The sequence below is a fragment of the Corynebacterium halotolerans YIM 70093 = DSM 44683 genome, from assembly GCF_000341345.1.
Classification (GTDB): domain Bacteria; phylum Actinomycetota; class Actinomycetes; order Mycobacteriales; family Mycobacteriaceae; genus Corynebacterium; species Corynebacterium halotolerans.
In genome coordinates this window covers 2,311,633-2,328,858 of sequence record NC_020302.1, presented here as the reverse complement: position 1 = coordinate 2,328,858, position 17,226 = coordinate 2,311,633, and the positions used below count along the sequence as shown (strand labels likewise).

Genomic DNA, 17,226 nt, shown 5'->3' with positions numbered 1-17,226 from the left:
CACGGACCCTGAGGTTGTTCGCAAAAACTAACACGGGGGCGGGATGACGGACGCGTTGTGCCTGTTCGGCAGGCGAGGGGGCGTGAACTTTTGCGACCACCCCGCAGGCTCCGGGGTAGCCGCCGGAGAGCGGACGCGGCAGAGGCGAGAAGGCCCAGGATCCCACCTCCCGTTCAACGGCCCGTGCCGAACACGCACGCGCCTGCCTACGTGCCGATACGATCGCACACAGGAGGGAGATCGATCATGGACACCATCCGCTTCGACCGGCTCGACCCGTCGGTCTACGCCCGCCAGGCCCGCACGGGACTGCGCACCGACATGACCACCCGCGCCGCCTACACCTCGGACGCCTCGATCTTCCGGCGGGTGCCCGCCGCGGTGCTCGAACCCCGCTCGGTCGAGGACATCCGCGACGGGCTGATGATCGCCCGGGAGAAGGGGTGGCCGATCGTCGGCCGCGGCGGCGGGTCCTCGGTGGCCGGCAACGCGATCGGGGAGGGGCTGGTCATCGACACCTCCCGCCACTTCAACCGCATTCTCGACCTCGACCCGGTGGCGCGCACCGCCACCGTCGAACCCGGCGTGGTGTGCGACGCGCTGCGCGACGCCGCCGCGGTCCACGGCCTGACCTACGGCCCGGACCCGTCGACGCACTCGCGCTGCACGATCGGGGGCATGGTCTCCAACAACGCCTGCGGCTCGCACTCGATCGTCCACGGCACCGCCGCCGACAACCTCGTCGACGTCACGCTCATGCTCGCCGACGGCCGCGAGGTCACCGTCGGTCCGGAAGGCTGCGACGACCCGGAGATCGACGCGCAGCTGCGGCGGCTGGCCGAGGCGGATGACTGCCTGCTGCGCAGCGAGCTCGGCCGCTTCCCGCGCCAGGCCTCCGGCTACGGGCTGCACCACCTGCTCGACAACCCGGCCAAGGCCATCGCCGGCACCGAGGGCACCGTCGGCGTCATCACCCGGCTGACCGTCAACCTCGTGGCGAAACCGCGGGCCACCGCACTGGCGGTGCTGGCCTTCGGCTCGATCTTCGACGCCGCAGCGGCCGCCGCGGCCCTGCGCCGGGTTGACCTGCCCGGTCTGGCCACCGTCGAGGGCATGGGCGGCGACCTGATCGATGCGCTGCGCAACCGCCCCGGCCAGAAGAACGCCGGCGACAACCTGCCCGGCACGGACCGCGACGCCGACGGCTGGCTCTACTGCGAGACCGGCGGCGCCACCCCGGAGGAGGCCGCCGAGCGCGCGGCGGCCGTGACTGAGGCAGCGGCCGTCGACACGCTCGCCGCGCAGGTCTACACCGACGCCGACGAGATGCGCGGGTTGTGGCGCATCCGCGAGGCCTCGGCCGGCATCGTCACCCGCCTGCCCGACGGCGGCGAGGCCTGGCCGAGCTGGGAGGACGCCGCCGTCCCACCGGAGCACCTGGCCGACTACCTGCGTGACTTCGACGCCCTGCTCGACCGGCACCACCTGCACGGCATCCCCTACGGCCACTTCGGCGAGGGCTGCGTGCACGTGCGCATCAGCTTCGACTTCCACTCCGAGGAGGGGGTCGCCGTCTTCCGCGAGTTCATGGCCGACGCCGCCCGCCTCGTGGTCTCCTACGACGGCTCCCTGTCCGGCGAACACGGCGACGGCCGGGCGCGCTCCGCCCTGCTGCGCGAGATGTACTCGTCCGCGCTGCGCGACGCCTTCGAGAAGTTCAAGCTCATCTTCGACCCCGACCGCGTGTTCAACCCCGGTGTGCTCGTCTGGGCTGATGCGCTGACCGACGGCCTGCGCCCGGGGCCCGCGCAACGCACCTTCGAGATCACCCCGGTGCACAGCTTCCCCCACGACCGCGGCTCCTTCCTCAACGCCGTCAACCGCTGCGTCGGGGTGGCCGCCTGCCGCTCCGAGGAGGGCGCGATGTGCCCGTCCTTCCAGATCACCGGCGACGAGGTCCACTCCACCCGCGGCCGCGCCCGGGTGCTCTCCGAGATGTTCCGCGGCGAGAGTCTGCCCGAGGGCTTCCGCGCCCCCGAGGTCGAGGAGGCCCTCGACCTGTGCCTGTCCTGCAAGGCGTGCGCGGCGGAATGCCCCGTCACCGTCGACATGGCCACCTACAAGGCGGAATTCCTCCAGGAACACTACCGCGGGCGGCTGCGCCCCCGCTCCCACTACCTGCTGGGCTGGCTGCCGCTGCTCGGGCACCTGGCGCACACCCTGCCCGGTGTGCCCCGTCTGGCCGACGCCGCGCTGCGCACCCCGGGGCTGTCCGGGCTGATGAAGCGGCTGGGTGGGCTGGACCGGAAGCGTCCGCTCATCCGGTTCGCGCACACCTCGCTGCGCAAGTGGCACCGGAAGCGGACGGGCGGCCGGTCGGCCGGTACGGACGGTGCGGACGGTGCGGACGGGGACTGGGAGACCGTCGTCCTGTGGCCGGACACGTTCACCTCCTCACTCGACACGGGTCCCGGCCGGGCGGCCGTCGAGGTGCTCGAGGCGCTCGGCTACCGGGTGGAGATCCCCGATGCCTTCGTCTGCTGCGGGTTGACCTGGCACTCCACCGGTCAGTTGGGCATGACGAAGAAGGTCCTCGAGCGCACCGCGAAGGTGATGAAGCCCTATCTCGACCGCGGGCTGACCGTCGTCGGCCTCGAGCCCTCCTGCACGGTGATGCTGTCCACCGAGGTCACCGCGCTCTCCGACCACCCGGACCTGGCGCGCCTGGCCGCGGCCGTGAAGCCCTGGGCGGAGGTCGTCGCCCCGCGCCTGCGCGCGCTCGTCGAGAAGGGGGAGGTGGATGCGGCGGGGCCGGCGACCGCCACCGCCCTGACGCAGGTGCACTGCCACGAGCGCTCCCTCGGTGACCCCGGTGCGGCGTCGGCCCTTCTCGACGCCCTCGGCATCGACGAGGAGCAGATCGCCACCGGCTGCTGCGGGCTGGCCGGCAACTGGGGCTTCGAGGACGGGCACGCCGAGATGTCGCTGGCCCTCGGCGAGCGCGAGCTCTTCCCGAAGGTGCGCGCCGCCGAGGGGGAGGTCATCGCCGACGGCTTCTCCTGCCGCACCCAGATCGGGCAGGGGACAGGTGAACGCGCGAAACACCTCGCCGAGGTCGTGCACGACCTCCTCGCGGACCGGGGCGTGGCAGAGTAGGACACCATGCTGCAGGTGCTCATGGGTTTCATGGTGGTGGTCATCGTGATCGCCGTCGGCTGGCTGCTCGGCCGCCGCGACTCGCTGGGGGCGGGCGGCCGGCAGGCGCTGTCGTCGTTCGTCTACCTGGTGGCCACCCCGGCGCTGCTGTTCGACCGGATCATCCACACCGACCCGGCCGAGATCCTCTCCGCCGATCTGGTGGTCATCTCCGTCTCCGCCCTCGTGGTCGGCTTGCTGTTCTTCCTGCTCAGCCGGCTGCTCCTGCGCCGCAGCGCCGCGGACAGCATCATCGGCATGCTGGCGTCGTCCTATGTCAACGCCGGCAACCTCGGCATCCCGCTGGCCGTCTACATCCTCGACGACGCCGCCGCGGTCGTGCCCGTCGTCCTGTTCCAGGTGGCCTTCTACGCGCCCGTGTCACTGACCGCGCTCGACCTGCTGCACCGCTCGAAGCAGTCGAATCTGCTGCGTAACCTGGTCGTCATCCCGCTGACCAACCCGATGCTCATCGCCGCCCTGGCCGCGATGCTCATCGCCTTCCTGCACGTGCCGGTGCCCACCTTCGTCGAGGAACCCGCGGCCATCCTCGCCGGCGCCGCGGTGCCGTTGGCCCTGGTGGTCTTCGGCATGTCGTTGCACGGTGGCCGGGTGCGCCTGGGGGCGGACGTCCTGGCCGTCGCGGCGTTCAAGAACATCCTCCAGCCGGTGGTGGCCGGCCTGCTGGCCCACTACGTGTTCGGCATGACCGGCCACGCACTGTTCACCGCGGTCGTGCTGGGAGCCCTGCCCACGGCCCAGAACGTGCTCACGTACGCGTTGCGCTTCCGCACCGACGAGGCTCTGGCGCGCGACGCGGGTGTGGTGACCACCCTCGTGTCACTGCCCGTCCTCATCGTCGCGACCGTGCTGCTGGGATAAACTCACAACCACCATGAACGCGATCACGCTGCGCCCGAGCGCGGCCCACCTGGCGACGTCGAGGGCCGTCATCGTCTGCGCCGTCTTCGTCGTCGGGTTGCTGCCGGTGCTCGCCGGGCTGCTGTTCTCCGCGTCCCGGCAGACCGATGAACTGTGGGCCCGGCTCTACGCCGTCGCCGCGCTGGCCCCGGCCACCGGCGTGGTCATCGCCCTGATCAGCGTGGTGGTGGTGCTGTGGCGCCGCTCCCGGCCGGTGCTGCGCATCGACGGCTGTGTGACCATCCCGCACACCGGCGTGTCCTTCCCCCTCGAGGAACTCCACACCGTGCAGCTGTGGTCGCGCGGCCGGACCTTCGTGACCCTGTTGCCGGGGCACGTCGACGAGCGCGTTCCCCACGACCGGAAGGCCGTCGCGGCCTACACCGTCGCGTTTCCCGCCGGGGCCACCCCGCGGCCTTTCGAACTGATAAGTCTCATCAAAGAAGTGAAACCGGGCGTCAAGGTCGATAAGATCGGTTCCCTGACCTGACGCCCCCGTTCCCGCCGCACCTCGGACCGGGGGTCTCCCACACGAGAGAGCGGCACTGATCATGGAGAACCCTCCCAGTACACCCGACTATTCCCACCGCTCGGAGACCAGGGAGGTCTCCGAGCCCGAGGAACGGGAACCGAAGAGACGCTTCCTCGGCCTGAAGTCGGATCCCTTCATCTTCCTCGGAGCCACCGGATTCATCGTGGTCTTCGTCATCGGCACCATCCTGCTGGGCGAGTCCGCGCAGATCGCGTTCGCCTCGGTGGCCGACTCGCTGATGACCAACCTCAGCTGGCTCTACATCGGCGGTGTGTCGATGGCGTTCCTGTTCCTCATCGGCATGTTCGTCTCCCGCTACGGCCGGGTGAAACTCGGCGATGACGACGACGAGCCCGACTACTCCCTGCCGGTGTGGTTCTCCATGCTGTTCGCCGGTGGCCTGGGCGCGACGCTGATGTTCTGGGGCGTGGCGGAGCCGATCAACCACGCCTACAACGTGCCCATGGACAATCATCCCTCGATGTCGCAGGAGGCCGTCGAGCAGGCGTTCGCGTTCACCTTCTACCACTTCGGCATCCACATGTGGGTGATCATGGCCCTGCCCGGGCTGGCGCTGGGCTACTTCATCTACAAGCGCAAGCTGCCTCCGCGCCTGTCCAGCATCTTCGCCCCGCTGCTCGGCGGGAAGATCTACGCCTGGCCCGGCAAGCTCGTCGACATCCTCGCGATCATCGGCACGACCTTCGGCATCGCCGTCTCCGTCGGCCTGGGCGTGCTGCAGATCAACGCCGGCATGAACATGATCTGGGGCACCCCGCTCGCCAGCTGGGTCGAGCTGCTGATCATCCTGTTCATCACCGTCATCGGTTGCCTGTCAGTGGCCTCCGGCCTGGACAAGGGCATCAAGATGCTGTCGAACATCAACATCGGCCTGGCGGTGCTGCTGATGCTGTTTATCCTGGTCACCGGCCCGTTCCTGACGCTGATGAAGCTCATCGTCGAGTCCTTCGGCATCTACGCCGACACCCTGCCGGAGCTGATGTTCTGGGTCGACTCCTTCAACAACAACCCGGGCTGGCAGGGCAACTGGACCGTGTTCTACTGGGCCTGGTCGATCTGCTGGTCGCCGTACGTGGGCATGTTCATCGCACGCATCTCCCGCGGCCGCACCGTGCGCGAGTTCATCGCCGGCGTCCTCTTCCTGCCGACCCTGTTCGTGATCGTCTGGTTCGCCGTCTTCGGCCGCGCCGGCATCGAGGTCGAGCGCGAGAACCCCGGCCTGCTCACCGAGCGCGTGGTGGAGGACGGCGACGTCCCGTTTGCGCTGTTCGGCCTGCTCGCCGAGTACCCGCTCACCGGCGTCGCCTCCGTGCTGGCGCTGGCGGTGATCATCATCTTCTTCATCACCTCCATCGACTCGGCGGCCCTGGTCAACGACATGTTCGCCACCGGCGAGGAGAACCAGACGCCCACCTACTACCGCGTGGGCTGGGCGATCGCCATCGGCGCGGTGACTGGCGCGCTGCTGCTCATCTCCCCGGAGTCGGGCATCGCCACGCTCCAGGAGGTCGTGATCATCGTCGCGCTGCCGTTCTTCCTCATGCAGTTCGTGATGATGTACTCGCTGGTCAAGGGCATGGTGGACGACGCCTCCGCCCAGCGCCGCATCCGCACCCGCCAGTGGGAGAAGACCGACACCCCCGAAAAGCTCGAGGAGCACGAGGCCCGGCCCGCCCCCGGCTTCGACGAGGAGGGCAACGAGCTCGGCGTCCCGGTGCTCGAGCACGACGAGGACGGCAACATCGTCATCCCGGGCAACGTCGTCGTCGGCGGTGACCTCGGCGTGGTCGGCGACATGGTCGATCAGGACGAGGCCGTCGACATGCAGCGCCGCTTCCGCATCGTGGAGCAGTCCAAGCCGCGTTCCCGGGACGAGGACTTCACTATCTGACGCGTCCTGTGATGCTGAGCATGTCAGGGCCCCGCCCGTCTCCGGTACGGAGGTGGCGGGGCTGTGTGGTGTCTGCGGCGGTGAACAGTATCGGATGCCGGACAGCCAGCCGGTCGGCGTCTGGCCCGTACCGGGGCCGACAGAATCGGAACCGGGAGCCCGCCGGTACGGGACGCTGGCCCAGAACACGCCCTGTTGTCCGGGCGAACAGGGGGTGCGGTCTCCCTTCGGGATTCCGGCGCCCGAACCGGGAGGGGTGGACCTCCGCCAAATGAATCCGATTCGTTGTGCTTTCGACACCTGGAGCTCTGACCTGCCGGTTGTCGTTACAACGTCCCGCAGATACCACGATCTCCCCCAGAATGGGCCTGTCAGTGGAGCCGGCGGCATGTCTGAAATGCCGGGTTTCCCTACCGTGGGCGGTGATGCCGAAAAACAACCCGGCAGATCTGATCATGAACTGAAGGGACACCATCATGGCGAATAACGTGAATCGCCCGGCAGGGGACGCGGGGACCGGTGACCGCCCACTCACCGGGGCCAGGCCGGCCACCGAGGGGCGCCGCGAGACCACCCCGGCGGTCGAGCCCACCTCCAGCGCGGTCCACACCGAGACCGCGCCCGACGACCACAGCGCCCAGGAGGCCTGGCTGGGCACCGACGACCCGAACGTTTCCAGGGGTAACGCCTCCTGGGGCGCGATCATCGCCGGTACCGTGACTTTCATTGCCCTGACGCTCCTGATCGGCGTGGGTGCCGCGGCCCTGGGCCTGCAGGACTTCAGTGGCACTGTCGTCGGCATCTGGACCCTCGTGGGTCTGGTGATCGCTTTCGTGGCCGCAGGCTACGTCTCCGGCGTTCTCGCCGTCCGGAGCGGCCTCCTGCATGGTTTCGTCACCTGGGCCACCTCCGTGCTTGCGGTGATCTTCCTGGCGGGTTGGCTGGGCACCAGCGCGATGGGCGCGTTGGGTAGCGTCGCAGGCACCGTGGCCACGACAGCTTCCGAGGCTGTCAACGTCACCACCGGAGACGCGCAGTCTGCGGCTGAGAACACCAATCCGCAGCAGGCGCAGGACACGGCCGGACAGGTGGCGCAGGACGCCCAGCAGGCTGTCGAGGAAGCTGCGCCCGAGGCTGCAGCCGGCAGCTGGTGGACCTTCGCCGGCCTGCTGATCGGCGCGGTGCTCGCTTCCCTGGCCGGGGCAGCCGGCGCACGCAGCGTCATCAACAAGCGCGAGGAGTATGTCGCAGGCCCCAACCGCGGCTAAGCTCGTCACCTGACTCGCGTAGCGACGCCGAGCGGCACCGGAGCCCGGGTCACCAGGAGGTGGCCCGGGCTTTCGCGTGCCCTGGCGGCGGGCTCAGCGACGGGGCTCAGCGACGGGCGTCGAGAAGCGGGGCGGAAGCGCTACACCCTGTGCTCGCCCGGTGCCCCGGCCATCCGAGACGGATCCAGCGACCAGGCGTCGGCGAGGATCTCCATGGAGCGCAGCGCCTCGTCGTGGCTGGTGGACTGCAGGGAGATCATCAGCTCGTCGGCTTGGGCCAGTTCGGTGAACTCCTCCAGGTACTGGCGGACCTTGTCGCCGGTGCCGATGGCGGAGAAGCGCAGCATGTCGAGGATCTGCTGACCCGAGTGGGAGTTGAGGATCTGGTCCAGCTGGTCCTCGGTGAGGTGGCGGCCGCGGCCGGCCATGGAGCGCACGCGCTCGCGGTGCACGCCCTCGGTCTGGCGCTCGGCGTCCTCCTGGGAGTCGGAGGCGGTGACGTTGACCGCGGCGATGACGTACGGCTCGGACAGGGTGTCGGAGGGCTCGAAGTTGTTGCGGTAGTAGGTCACCGCCTGCACCAGGTGGGTCGGCGCGAAGTGGGAGGCGAAGGAATACGGCATGCCCAGCTTCGCGGCCAGGGTCGCGCCGAACATCGACGAGCCCAGGATGTAGAGCGGCACGTTGGTGTTCGCTCCCGGGATGGCCTGCACGCTCGGGATGCGCGAGCGGCCCTTGAGGTAGCCGTCGAGCTCGAGGACGTCCTCGGGGAAGTGGTCGGCGGCGTTCGCGTCCCGGCGCAGCGCCCGGCCCAGGGTGTTCATGTCCGTGCCGGGGGCGCGGCCCAGGCCGAGGTCGATGCGGTCCGGGTAGAGCTCGGCGAGGGTGCCGAACTGCTCGGCGATGACATAGGGGGAGTGGTTGGGCAGCATCACACCACCGGCGCCGAGGCGGATCTTCTTCGTCTTCGCGCCGATGTGGGAGATGAGCACCGCCGGGGCCGCGGAGGCGATGGACTTCATGTTGTGGTGCTCGGAGTACCAGATGCGGGAGTACCCGAGGCTCTCCGCGCGCTGGGCCAGGTCCACGGAGCGGGCCATGGATTCGCCGACCTTCTCCCCCGGGTAGACGGTGCAGAAGTCGATGAGGGACAGGGGGGTCGAGGGAGACATGAAAAAATCCACCTTCCGGTTAGCTGGGGGTTTCTTAACCCAACCTTACGGAAAGTGGACTGTCCCGGGGCAGGGGCGCGGCCTTCACCCCGCCACCCCGGGGGCGAAACTCAGCCCTGCAGGGAGTGGATGAGCTTCTTGACGTTCTCGGGCGCCGGGTGCGGCTTGACCACGTCGATGATCAGGCCGATGACCAGGGCGACGACGGTCGGCAGAACCCAGCCCAGGGTCAGATCCTGCATCGGGGCCCAGGAGATCAGCGGCTCAAGGAAGGACGCGCCCCAGCCGAGGTCGACGAGGGTGGTCAGCGCGGACCAGATCACGGCCACCCAGATCGGCAGACGGAACGCCCAGAAGAAGAACAGCTTCCCGCGCAGCACCGGCTCCAGCAGGGTGATGAAGATCAGGGTGATCGCCGGCGGGTAGATGAAGCCGATGATCGGGGCGGCGACCGCCAGCACGGTGTCCAGGCCCATCGTGGCCAGGGCGAAGGACAGCAGGGAGAAGACGATCGCCCAGGCGCGGTAGTTGATACCCGGGGTCAGGGTGTGGAAGAACTCCGAGGTGGCGGAGATCAGGCCAACGGCGGTGGTCAGGCAGGCGAGCAGGACGATCAGGCCGAAGATGATCTGGCCCGGCGTGCCCATGGTCAGTTCCGCGGCACCGGCGAGAATGCCCGCGCCGTTGTCGTACTGCGCCGGATCCGGGATGATCTGGCCGATGAAGCCCAGACCCAGGTAGATCAGCGCCAGCAGGACACCGGCGCCGAGCCCGGCCCAGATGGTGCCGCGCACCACCGGGCCCCCCTCCGGCATGCCGCGGTAGCGCAGGGCGGAGATGACCACGATGCCGAAGGCCAGGCCGGCGATGGCGTCCATGGTCAGGTAGCCCTCGAGCAGGCCGGCGGCGGCGGGCGAGTCGTACTTCTCCAGCGGGGCGCCCGGCTGGCCGTCGAACTGGAACACCGCCAGGGCGACCAGGATGACCAGCAGCACCAGCAGGATCGGGGTGAGGAACTTGCCCAGGGTGGCCACGATCTGGTTCGGGTTCCAGGCCAGGGCGAGCGCCACGCCGAAGAAGATGAAGTTGAAGATGCCCGACGACAGCATGCCGTCCCAACCGGTCAGCGGCTGAATGGCGGTCTCGTAGGCGACCGCCCCGGTACGCGGCAGGGCGTAGAAGGCGCCGATGGACAGGTAGGCCAGGATCGGGAAGACCAGGCCGAAGATCCAGCCGCCGCGGTTGGCGAGATCCCGGAGGTTGTTGCCGGACAGGGCGATGGCGATGATCGCCAGCACGGGCAGGAGCACGCCGGTGCCCAGGAAGCCGAGAATGGCCGGCAGGAAGCTTTCGCCGGCCTCGACGCCGAGCATCGGCGGGAAGATCAGGTTGCCGGCACCGAAGAACATCGAGAAGAGCATCAGGGCCGTGGCCACGACGAGCATCGGACCGGGCTTCGAGGCCACGGTGGAACCGGCGCGGGCGTCAGTGTCAGCTGTCATCGGGAAAACCCCATCATGTCAGGTAGCGGGTGCGGATTAAGTCACGGTATCTGTCGAGCATGCGGCAGTGAAAGGGGGTGTTTCTCGTGCCGGTGATGCCACCCGGGTCAGGGCGATGAACGGTTCGGGGCCGGGGCGGGGCGTGGGTGACCTCGCCCGTCCGAACATGTCCTGGTAAGTCACTGAACTATACCGCGCGGGAGGCCCACTGAGACAGCCGGGGAACGGACGGCACGACCGCCCGCAACCGCTTGCCGACGCCCCGGAAGACCACCTGGTTGTCGACGGGCGTGGTGGGGCTTACAGTTTCCGGCACGGGCCCCGCCCGCGGCCGGGCATCCGCTGCACGAGCCGTGCCTCTACCACCGGGAGTTGCCATGACACCGTTGCACGAGATCATCGACACCGCCGTGACCACCGCCGCTCGCGCGCCCTCGGTCCACAACACCCAACCCTGGGAACCGGGCACGCCCGTGATCGACGGCGACGAGGCCTGGCTCGAGGTCGGCGTCGACCCATCCCGCACCCTGCCCGCGGCCGATCCCTCCCACATGGACCTGCTGCTCGGGCTGGGCTGCTGGATCGAGTCCTTCGCCATCGCCGCGGCCGCACAGGGCGCCCGCGCGGACGTCGTTGCGGTCACCGGCACCGCCCCGGATATCACCGTGGCGCTGCGGGTGCGCCGGGAGGCGGGCATCGACGAGATCTTCACCGCCACGGACATCCGCCACCGCCAGGTCGACCGCGGCCGACTCGAACCCGACCCCGCCGCCCTGCAGGCCGCCCTTGGCGACGCGGAGGCCGAGTGGCCGGCCCGCCGGGCCACCCACGGGTACCCGGAGGTGGTCGTCGGCATGGTGCCGGAATCGATGTGGTCCCGCCTGGCCCCGATCGCCGGGAGGCACCTGGCCGGCAGTCCCGCGCTGATCCGGGAGACGATTGCGTGGCTGCGCCTGGACCCGGCACACCCCCGCCACGGGCTCGACGGGCTCAGCGCCGAGACTCTGCGCATACCACCGCGCCGGGCCCGGTTGGCCGCCCGTCTGCTGCGTTCCCGGCCGGCCGGGATGCTCATCGACCACGCCGGGTTCTGGCACCGGGCACTGCACCGTGTCCACCGGATGAGCGCGCGGGCGTCGGCGGGCGTGCCGCGACGGAAACGCCCGCCGGCGCGGCTGGTGCTCGGCGCGCGCCCCGGCCCGGTCACGCCGGGGGAGTGGATCGGCCTGGGGCGGGTGCTCATGCGGCTGTGGCTCACCCTCGACCGGTACGGACTTCGGGTCTCGGTGCACTCCGAGCTCAAGAACCCCCCGGACACCGCGCGGTTTCTGCGCCGGTTGGTCGACGGCGAGCCGTTCGCGGTGTTCTCGGTGGGCCGCTCGGTCCCGGAGGAGGTGCCGCGCTCGGCGCGGCGGTTCTGAGGATCGCGAGGTCGGCGGCAACCGGCCGGGATTCGGGAAATTGTTCCGCGCGTTCAGAGGTACCGGAACACGAACAGGTGCAAGGAGGAACAGGAGATGACCGCACGATCGGGCGGCTTCACAGAGCGGGAACGCGCCGCCATGAAGGAACGCGCCGCGGAGCTGAGAAGGGAGTCCGAGCGCCCCCGGGGCGGGAGGAAGGCCGCCGAGGAACTCGACGTCCTGGCGAAGATCGAGGGGATGGACGACACCGACCGCCCCGTCGCCGAGCGCATCCACGCCATCGTCACCGCCACCGCACCGGACCTGGCCCCGAAGCTGTGGTACGGCCAGCCCGCCTACGCGCGGCAGGGAAAGGTGGTGTGTTTCTTCCGGAGCGGAACCGACGACAAGGAGCGCTACTCCACGTTCGGGTTCACGCCCGAGGCGAACCTCGATGACTCGGACGGCCTGTGGCCGACCTCCTTCGCCGTCACCGGGCTCACCGGCGCCGCGGAGAAGGCCATCGCCGATCTGGTGGCGAAGGCCGTGGGCTGAGCCTGCCGGTCTTATCCGACCAGCCGTTTGACCGCCTCGAGCGGGATGTCCACCCAGCCGGGGCGGTTGTCGGATTCGTAGACCACCTCGTAGAGGGCCTTGTCCAGCACGTAGGCGTCCAGCAGCGGGGAGGCCCCCACGCCGTAGCCGGCCAGGAATTCCCGGGTGGCGCCGGCCGCCCACTCCGCGGGCGCGGCCGGGCCCTGTTCCCCGGAGTGGGAGTGGAAGTGCGCGGCGTAGTCCAGCGAACGGATGATCCCGGCCACGTCGCGCAGCGCGGAGTCGGGGCGGCGGCGCTCGGCCAGCGGGCGGGCGGGCTCGCCCTCGAAGTCGATGAGCACGTAGGCCTCCGGGGCGCGCAGCACCTGACCCAGGTGCAGGTCCCCGTGGATGCGCTGGACTGTGTGGGTCCCGTCGCCGAGCGCCCGGTAGCGCTCGCGCGCGGCGTCGGCGTAGGGCTCGAGGACGGGGGCCCGGGCCACCAGGTGGTCAAGGTGTTCCTCGAGGCTGCGGGTCAGTTCCGTAGCGGGGACCTCCTCGGTGGGGAAGGCGTCGGCCAGGGCGGTGTGCACCGCGCGGGTGGCCTCGCCGAGCAGGGCGGCCTCGGCGCCGAAGCTGGCGTCCAGGGCGGCGAACCCGAGGGCGAATTTCCAGCCGTCGCGGGCGTCGGCCACGAAGTCCTGGACCATCGCCAGCACATGGTCCTCACCGTCGATCTCCTCGGTCACCCAGCCGAGCACGGGGGCGACGTTGGGGCAGTCCGGAATCTTGGACAGCAGCTCGACATCCGGGTTGACGCCCGGTTCGAGCTTGCGGAAGACCTTGACCATCAGCCGGTCGGCGGTGTCGTCGGAGAAGATCAGCGAGGTGTTGGACTGCTCGCCGGAGATCATCCGGCCCGTGAGACCGCCGGGCAGGTCGGCGACCGTGTGCAGTCCGCCGAAGCCCGCGGGCTCGCCGCCGAGCAGTGCCGCGCCGTAGTCCGTGGCGACGTCCGCGTCGGCGAGGACGTCCGACCCCTCGGCGTCGACAAGCACCTGGTAGAGATCCGAGCGTCCGCCGTGGTGGACGCGCAGGACCATCAGCGTCCCGCCGGCCGCCGGGGCCTCACGGACGACGTCGATGGAGTCGATCGCCTCGGACTTCGCGCCGTAGAAGCGCGCGTTTTCCAGCATGCGGGCCAGGTTGTCCATCACTCCTCCTCAGGGGCGAGGTCGAACCAGAAGAAGCCGTGCGGGGCCATCGTGACCACCCACGGGTGGTCGTCGATGGTGGGGAAGGGCGCCCAGCCGGAGAGCTCGCGCGGGGTGACACCGGCGAAATCGGGCAGGTGCAGGGACACGGCCTGCGGACGGTCGGAGAGGTTGTTCACGCACAGCACCGTCTCGCCCTTGTACTCGCGCAGGAAGACCAGCACCGACTCGTTGGCGGCGTAGATCTCCCGGTAGGTGCCGTGCCCGAAGGCCTGGTACTGCTTGCGGATGTGGATCTGCGCGCGCACCCACTGCAGCAGGGAATTCTCGCGCTTCATCTGGTTCTCGACGTTGTAGACCGCGTAGCCGTACTGGTCGTTCTGGATGGGCGGCAGGTACAGCCGCTCCGGATCCGCCTTGGAGAACCCGCCGTTGCGGTCGGAGGACCACTGCATCGGGGTGCGCACGCCGTCGCGGTCGAAGAGCCAGATGTTGTCGCCCATGCCGATCTCGTCGCCGTAGTAGAGCACCGGCGAACCCGGCAGGGACAGCAGCAGGGCGTGGAAGAGCTCGAGCTTGTTGCGGTCCGAGTTGAGCAGGGTGGTCAGGCGGCGGCGGATGCCCACGTTGGCCTTCATCCGCGGGTCCTTGGCGTAGGTCTTGTACATGAAGGCGCGCTCTTCCTCGGAGACCATCTCGAGGGTGAGCTCGTCGTGGTTGCGCAGGAAGATGCCCCACTGGGCGCTCGACGGGATCTCCGGGGTGTCGGCCAGGATCTCCGAGATCGGCTTGCGCGACTGCTGGGCGGCGGCCATGTAGATGCGCGGCATCAGCGGGAAGTGGAAGGCCATGTGGCACTCGTTGCCCTCCGGGGTGTCACCGAAGTACTCGACGACGTCATTGGGCCACTGGTTCGCCTCGGCCAGCAGGACGCGGCCGGGGTACTCCTCCTCGATGACGCTGCGCACCTTCTTGAGGAACTCGTGGGTCTCCGGCAGGTTCTCGCCGTTGGTGCCCTCGCGCTCGTAGAGGTAGGGCACGGCGTCGAGCCGGAAGCCGTCCAGTCCGAGGTCCAGCCAGAAGCGCATGACGTCCAGCATCGCCTCCTGGACGTCCGGGTTGTCGTAGTTCAGGTCCGGCTGGTGGGAGAAGAAGCGGTGCCAGTAGTACTGCTTGCGCACCGGATCCCAGGTCCAGTTGGACTCCTCGGTGTCGACGAAGATGATGCGGGCCTCGCTGTAGAGCTCCGGGTCATCGCTCCAGACGTAGAAGTCGCCGTAGGGGCCGTCCGGGTCGTGGCGGGACTCCTGGAACCAGGCGTGTTGGTCCGAGGTGTGGTTCATCACCAGGTCGGTGATGAGGCGGATGCCGCGGCGGTGGGCCTGGTCGACCAGCTCGACGAAGTCGTCGACCGTGCCGAACTCCGGGAGCACCTCACGGAAATTGCGGATGTCGTAGCCGCCGTCCTTAAGCGGGGAGTCGTAGAAGGGCAGCAGCCACAGGCAGTCGATGCCCAGCCACTCCAGGTAGTCGAGCTTCTCGGTCACGCCCCGCAGGTCACCGGTGCCGGTGTTGTCCGAGTCGTAGAAGGCGCGGGTGAGGACCTCGTAGAACACGGCGTCCTTGTACCACTGCAGGTTCTTGCGTTCCCAGGGGGCGTCACCGGGGGCCGGGGCCGGGGTGTCGAACTCCTCGGACTCGTGCTCGATGATGTGGCCCTCGGCGTCGACCGCCGGGCGGGGAACGCGGATCTCCTCGGCGTCCATGCCGTCCAGAGGGCCGGTGGACAGGCCGGGGCCGGCCTCGCCGACGGCCTCCGTGGCGCCGCTGAGCAGGGGTGGGTTTTGTTCGTGGTCCTCGGGGGACGAGCCGTCCCGCGGCCCGGTGGACAGACCCGGACCGGGCTCGGAGCCGGACGTCGGATTGGGGGAGCCGGCCTCGGTGTGCTCGCCGACCTCGGGGCGGTCATCGCGGTGCGGTTTCTCGGTCATGACACTCAGGGTAGGGAAGAACGAATGAGCCTGCAGGAGTCCCTGTGAAACAGCGCACAGTTGCGGGGGTGGGGGCTGGTTTCCGGGTCTAGGGTGGGTCGCCGGGGTGGGCGTGGTGAGTGACTCGGGGCACGTTCCTTGGCCCCGGGCCCGTTGGGTCGATCCCGTTGGGTCGATCCCACCCGCGAGTTCGACCCGGCAGGTCGATCCTGCCCGCAGGATCGACCTGGTGGGATCGACCGGGCGGGATCGACCTCGGGAGCCGGCTCTCGGGGACCGGCTTCAGCGTGGACTTCAGGAGCGGTTTCCACCGGCCAGCAGGCGGATTCCAGGAGCTCACACAAAATCCCGCCCCGCGCACCCGCAAAAAGACCTGACCCGCCGGAAAGGAAACTCCCCGGCGGGTCAGGTCACGCTCCCGGTCGAGAGCGTTTAGTCCTCCGCGTCCACCTGCGCGACGGCCTCGGCCATGCGGCGCACGCCCTCCTCCAGCAGTTCACGGGAGGTGGCGAAGTTCAGACGGGCGCAGTACTCGCCGCCGGTGCCGAAGGTGGTGCCCTCGTTCAGCGCGACCTTCGCGTTCCTGCGCAGCCAGGCGGCCGGCTGCACCAGGTCCCCGATGACGGTGCCGGAGAAGTCCAGCCACATCAGGTAGGTGGCCTCGGGATTGGACACCTGCAGGCCGGGCACCCGCTTGGGCAGCTCCTCGACCAGCCAGTCGCGGTTGCCGCGCAGGTAGGCCAGCTGCTCGTCGAGGTGATCGCCGCCCTCCCGGTAGCAGGCGGCCGCGGCGAACACACCGATGGTGGAGGTGCCGTCCTTGGCCACCCCGGTCATCTTCCCCCAGGTCTCCTTGTCCACCGGGTTGGTGAAGATGATCTGCGCGCACTTCAGGCCCGCGATATTCCACGCCTTGGAGGTGGCGGTGACCGTCACGCAGACCTTCGCGGCCTGCTCGTTCAGACCCGCGGCCACGATGTGGCGACCGGAGAAGACCAGCGGGGCGTGGATCTCGTCGACCAGCACGCGGGCGTCGTAACGGTCGGCCAGGGCGACCAGGTCGGTGAGGAACTCCTCACTGAGGGTGTAGCCGAGCGGGTTGTTCGGCGAACACAGCAGGATGGAGCCGGCGCCGTTTCTGAACGCCTCCTCGATCTCGGCCAGATCCAGCCCGTCGTAGGCGTTGACCTCGACCTTCTCCCGGTCGGCGGTCTCCGGCAGCTCCAGGAACGGCGGGTAGGCGGGCACGGGCACGACGACCGGGGAGCCGGGGCGGGTCATGTACCTGATGGCCAGCAGCAGACCACGCACGACGTCGGGCACCGCGACGACCATCCCCGGGTCCGGACGCCAGCCGTAGGCCCCGGCGTAGAAGTCGCTCAGCGCCTGCGGCAGGTCGGAGGTGGCCGGGGTGTAGCCGAAGGACTCGCGTTCCACCGCGTCCCGGATGGCCTGCTTGACCGGGGGAGAGGTGAAGAAGTCCGATTCGGCGATCCACAGGGGCAGGACGTCGTCCCCGTAGACCGTCCACTTCCGGGTCCGGCGGTTCTTCAGTTCGTCGAGGCTGGGAAACTGCATGCCT

12 protein-coding genes are annotated in these 17,226 nt (G+C 69.3%); 7 read left to right on the top strand and 5 right to left on the bottom strand.

Annotated elements, in window-relative coordinates; translation table 11 throughout:
- Positions 1 to 243: 243 nt before the first annotated feature.
- From A605_RS10695 to A605_RS10675, 5 genes are all read left to right on the top strand, one after another.
- The gene (locus A605_RS10695; protein ID WP_149029511.1) at positions 244 to 3,156 is read left to right on the top strand and encodes an FAD-binding and (Fe-S)-binding domain-containing protein; all 2,913 of its coding nucleotides are present in this window, start codon (positions 244 to 246) and stop codon (positions 3,154 to 3,156) included.
- Positions 3,157 to 3,162: 6 nt separating this feature from the next.
- The gene (locus A605_RS10690; protein ID WP_015401528.1) at positions 3,163 to 4,077 is read left to right on the top strand and encodes an AEC family transporter; all 915 of its coding nucleotides are present in this window, start codon (positions 3,163 to 3,165) and stop codon (positions 4,075 to 4,077) included.
- Between the two features lie 13 nt (positions 4,078 to 4,090).
- Positions 4,091 to 4,606 (top strand): hypothetical protein, encoded by a 516-nt coding sequence (locus tag A605_RS10685; RefSeq protein ID WP_015401527.1) that lies wholly within the window; start codon positions 4,091 to 4,093, stop codon positions 4,604 to 4,606.
- A gap of 61 nt (positions 4,607 to 4,667) precedes the next feature.
- Positions 4,668 to 6,560: a BCCT family transporter gene (locus A605_RS10680; protein ID WP_015401526.1), complete on the top strand. Its 1,893-nt coding sequence runs from the start codon at positions 4,668 to 4,670 to the stop codon at positions 6,558 to 6,560.
- A gap of 476 nt (positions 6,561 to 7,036) precedes the next feature.
- Positions 7,037 to 7,828 (top strand): TIGR04086 family membrane protein, encoded by a 792-nt coding sequence (locus tag A605_RS10675; protein WP_015401525.1) that lies wholly within the window; start codon positions 7,037 to 7,039, stop codon positions 7,826 to 7,828.
- Between the two features lie 140 nt (positions 7,829 to 7,968).
- Here the strand turns inward: A605_RS10675 and A605_RS10670 are convergent, their stop codons facing one another.
- On the bottom strand, positions 7,969 to 9,000 hold the full coding sequence (locus tag A605_RS10670) for an LLM class flavin-dependent oxidoreductase (RefSeq protein ID WP_015401524.1): 1,032 nt from the start codon (positions 8,998 to 9,000) through the stop codon (positions 7,969 to 7,971).
- A gap of 110 nt (positions 9,001 to 9,110) precedes the next feature.
- The gene (gene brnQ / locus A605_RS10665) at positions 9,111 to 10,502 is read right to left on the bottom strand and encodes a branched-chain amino acid transport system II carrier protein (RefSeq protein ID WP_015401523.1); all 1,392 of its coding nucleotides are present in this window, start codon (positions 10,500 to 10,502) and stop codon (positions 9,111 to 9,113) included.
- A gap of 377 nt (positions 10,503 to 10,879) precedes the next feature.
- Here brnQ and A605_RS10660 point away from each other — a divergent pair, with 377 nt between their 5' ends.
- Both A605_RS10660 and A605_RS10655 read left to right on the top strand, forming a co-directional pair.
- On the top strand, positions 10,880 to 11,923 hold the full coding sequence (locus A605_RS10660) for a hypothetical protein (protein ID WP_015401522.1): 1,044 nt from the start codon (positions 10,880 to 10,882) through the stop codon (positions 11,921 to 11,923).
- Positions 11,924 to 12,019: 96 nt separating this feature from the next.
- Positions 12,020 to 12,460 carry a DUF1801 domain-containing protein gene (locus tag A605_RS10655; RefSeq protein ID WP_015401521.1) on the top strand — a complete coding sequence of 147 codons (441 nt, stop codon included), beginning with the start codon at positions 12,020 to 12,022 and terminating at the stop codon, positions 12,458 to 12,460.
- 11 nt (positions 12,461 to 12,471) lie between these two features.
- Here the strand turns inward: A605_RS10655 and A605_RS10650 are convergent, their stop codons facing one another.
- The 3 genes from A605_RS10650 to A605_RS10640 all read right to left on the bottom strand — a co-directional run bounded on the left by A605_RS10650 (position 12,472) and on the right by A605_RS10640 (position 17,222).
- Positions 12,472 to 13,653, bottom strand: a complete 1,182-nt coding sequence (locus A605_RS10650; RefSeq protein WP_015401520.1) for a phosphotransferase — start codon at positions 13,651 to 13,653, stop codon at positions 12,472 to 12,474.
- Positions 13,653 to 15,419 carry a maltose alpha-D-glucosyltransferase gene (treS, locus tag A605_RS10645; RefSeq protein ID WP_034990651.1) on the bottom strand — a complete coding sequence of 589 codons (1,767 nt, stop codon included), beginning with the start codon at positions 15,417 to 15,419 and terminating at the stop codon, positions 13,653 to 13,655. The genes A605_RS10650 and treS overlap by 1 nt, the downstream gene beginning before the upstream one ends.
- A gap of 657 nt (positions 15,420 to 16,076) precedes the next feature.
- Positions 16,077 to 17,222 carry a MalY/PatB family protein gene (locus A605_RS10640; protein WP_015401518.1) on the bottom strand — a complete coding sequence of 382 codons (1,146 nt, stop codon included), beginning with the start codon at positions 17,220 to 17,222 and terminating at the stop codon, positions 16,077 to 16,079.
- Between the last annotated feature and the right edge of the window lie 4 nt (positions 17,223 to 17,226).